General features: G+C 39.0%; 3 protein-coding genes. 1 reads left to right on the top strand and 2 read right to left on the bottom strand.

Going from position 1 to position 2,583, the window contains the following annotated elements; translation table 11 throughout:
* Positions 1-81: 81 nt before the first annotated feature.
* Positions 82-882: a tetratricopeptide repeat protein gene (locus FJR06_RS02680; RefSeq protein WP_015079493.1), complete on the top strand. Its 801-nt coding sequence runs from the start codon at positions 82-84 to the stop codon at positions 880-882.
* Positions 883-1,001: 119 nt separating this feature from the next.
* On the opposite strand, the gene FJR06_RS02675 is transcribed toward FJR06_RS02680, so the two are convergent.
* The gene (locus FJR06_RS02675) at positions 1,002-1,508 is read right to left on the bottom strand and encodes a dihydrofolate reductase (RefSeq protein ID WP_015079492.1); all 507 of its coding nucleotides are present in this window, start codon (positions 1,506-1,508) and stop codon (positions 1,002-1,004) included.
* A gap of 16 nt (positions 1,509-1,524) precedes the next feature.
* Entirely contained in the window at positions 1,525-2,499 is a 975-nt protein-coding gene (gene era, locus FJR06_RS02670; RefSeq protein WP_168650658.1) for a GTPase Era, read from the bottom strand.
* Positions 2,500-2,583: the final 84 nt, after the last annotated feature.

Raw genomic sequence — 2,583 nt, 5'->3', positions numbered from 1 at the left:
TATCCACAGCGGTTAAAACCGCTCGTGTCGTTTCCCTCTCAGGTCTAAAGACGCTGAGTTTCCCACTTACCGGGTGTTCTTATGATTAAACTAATTGGTATTTTCCTGAGTCTGTTGCTGGTTTTTGGCTGGAATACACCAGTTATGGCAGAATCTCAACCCATTACCGCCGAGGAGTTGCAAGCAGGGGATGAATTAGCGACTAAGGCTTTTGCAGCCACAAATCAGGGTGATTTTGTGAAAGCGGAGGCTTATTGGACAGAAATTATTGAAAAATTTCCTACCAATGCGGGCGCATGGAGTAATCGCGGTAATTCTCGTGTCAGTCAAAATAAGTTACAATCCGCATTGACAGACTATAACCAAGCTATAAAACTTGCTCCCAATGTGACAGACCCTTATTTGAATCGGGGAACAGCATTAGAAGGTTTGGGAAGATGGGATGAAGCGATCGCTGATTATAATCGTGTATTAGAATTAGATCCTCAAGATGCTATGGCTTATAATAATCGTGGTAATGCTAAAACAGGTTTAGGGAAATGGCAAGAAGCGATTTTAGATTTCCAAAAAGCCACAGAAATTACCCCCAATTTTGCCTTTGCTAGAGCTAATTATGCCCTGGCTTTATATGAAACCAGTCAATCAGATAAAGCTATCCGCGAGATGCGGAATATAGTCCGTAAATATCCTCGATTTGCTGATATGCGTGCCGCTTTAACAGCCGCTTATTGGGTGAGGGGAAATAAGGGAGAGGCAGAAAGTAATTGGGTAGCTGCTTATGGACTAGATACCCGTTATAAGGATATGAATTGGGTAACGAATATCCGTCGCTGGCCACCAAGTATGGTAGCAGCTTTGGATAGATTTTTGAAATTACAATAAATTGAACAGGGAACGGGGAACGGGGAACGGCGAACGGCGAACGGGGAACGGGGAACATAAAAATCAGTTGTGTATTAATTGTGTCCCATTACTTAGCCAATTATTGAAGGTGGCGTTACCTAATTAACGCACTTTTCAATTTCCACAAAATTAAACTTAAAGCCATTTTCCTGCATTTTCTTCTCTTTGGTGACTTTTCCAAAATCGGCAAATTCAGGAAAGTATATGTCTCCCACAAAATTACCTTCAACAATGGTTAAATAAAGTTTATCGGCCAATTTGATTGCTTCAGTGTAAATCTGTCCACCACCAGCGATAAATATTTCTTCTGTTTCACTCATTTTCGCCCATGCAATTGCTTCTGGTAATGAATGCAAAACTACACAACCAAAGGCTTGAAAATTGGTGTCTCTGGTAAGAATGATAGTTGTACAATTACGAATTGGTTTATTAAAAGTGGCATAACTTTTGCGCCCGATAATGACAGGATGTCGTCGGATAGTTTCCCGATAATAAAGTTCATCACTGGGAATATTCCAAGGAATACCCGCATGAATATGTTCTTTTGTCGAGTCTGATAAAATTCGATTTTCAGAAATGGCAGCAATGAGACTAATCAAAGGCATAATTTACCCCTATTTATTATTCTTCTACCCGATAACCCAGTTCTGCTAACCGCACTCGTGAATGTCGCCATTTAGGTTGAACTTTGACAAATAATTCTAGATAAACTTTCCCAGCAATTAGCTTTTGAATTTGTTGTCTAGCTTCACTACCAATAGATTTGAGCATTGTTCCACCTTTACCAATAAGAATACCTTTTTGAGAATCTCTCTCAACATGGATGGTGGCGAGAACACGGGTAATTTTTGGGCTTTCTTCGACTAAATCAATGCCTATGGCTACGGAGTGGGGAACTTCTTGACGGGTTAATAATAATATTTGTTCTCGAATTAATTCACCCATGATAAACCGTTCTGGTTGGTCTGTAACTAAATCGGGTGGATAGTAAAATGGTCCTGGTTCGAGATGACTAATTAATAAATCTTGGAGTTGCGATAATTCCGCTCCAGTTTTAGCAGAAAATTTCACACTTTGCCATTGATAGCTATTAGCTAATTGAATATAACTATCATCTATTTTTTGATAATCTTCTGGTTGTTCATCAATTTTATTAATCCCCAGAATTACAGGTGTTCGACTATTAATTAGTAGTTCTGCCACATAGCGATCGCCTGGACCACAAGCAACAGTGCCATCAACTACAAATAATATCACATCTACCGATTCAATGGCAATTTTCGCATTTTTTACCAGCACTTCTCCCAATTGATGATGGGGTTTGTGAATACCCGGTGTATCTACAAAAATTAACTGGGCTGTTTCTGTAGTTACAATCCCCTTTAACCGATTGCGAGTAGTTTGGGATACTGGGGAAGTAATGGCTATTTTTTGTCCGACTAATTCATTCATTAAAGTGGATTTACCCACATTAGTCCGACCGATAATGCCAATAAAACCTGATTTAAACCCATCCGGTGCTTGAGGAATCATTACCCCACCGAAATCAGTAAAAATATTATTATCAATATTAGAGACTGGTGATTCTACTTGCATTGTTTACAGTTATGATTAATAGATTATTTTGACTTTGATGGAAATTTTCTTTTAGAGATAAGTAGGTGAACGGAAAAAAACCGT

Origin of the sequence: Dolichospermum sp. UHCC 0352, assembly GCF_009711925.1 — a bacterium.
Classification (GTDB): Bacteria; Cyanobacteriota; Cyanobacteriia; order Cyanobacteriales; family Nostocaceae; genus Dolichospermum; species Dolichospermum lemmermannii.
The sequence above is the reverse complement of the archived record's forward strand: the minus strand, read 5'-3'. Positions and strand labels throughout refer to the sequence as shown.

Bases quoted from the DNA above. Each gene is read 5' to 3' on its own strand.
- FJR06_RS02680 (WP_015079493.1), top strand. From the start codon at position 82: ATGATTAAACTAATTGGTATTTTCCTGAGTCTGTTGCTGGTTTTTGGC.
- FJR06_RS02675 (WP_015079492.1), bottom strand. From the start codon at position 1,508: ATGCCTTTGATTAGTCTCATTGCTGCCATTTCTGAAAATCGAATTTTA.
- era (WP_168650658.1), bottom strand. From the start codon at position 2,499: ATGCAAGTAGAATCACCAGTCTCTAATATTGATAATAATATTTTTACT.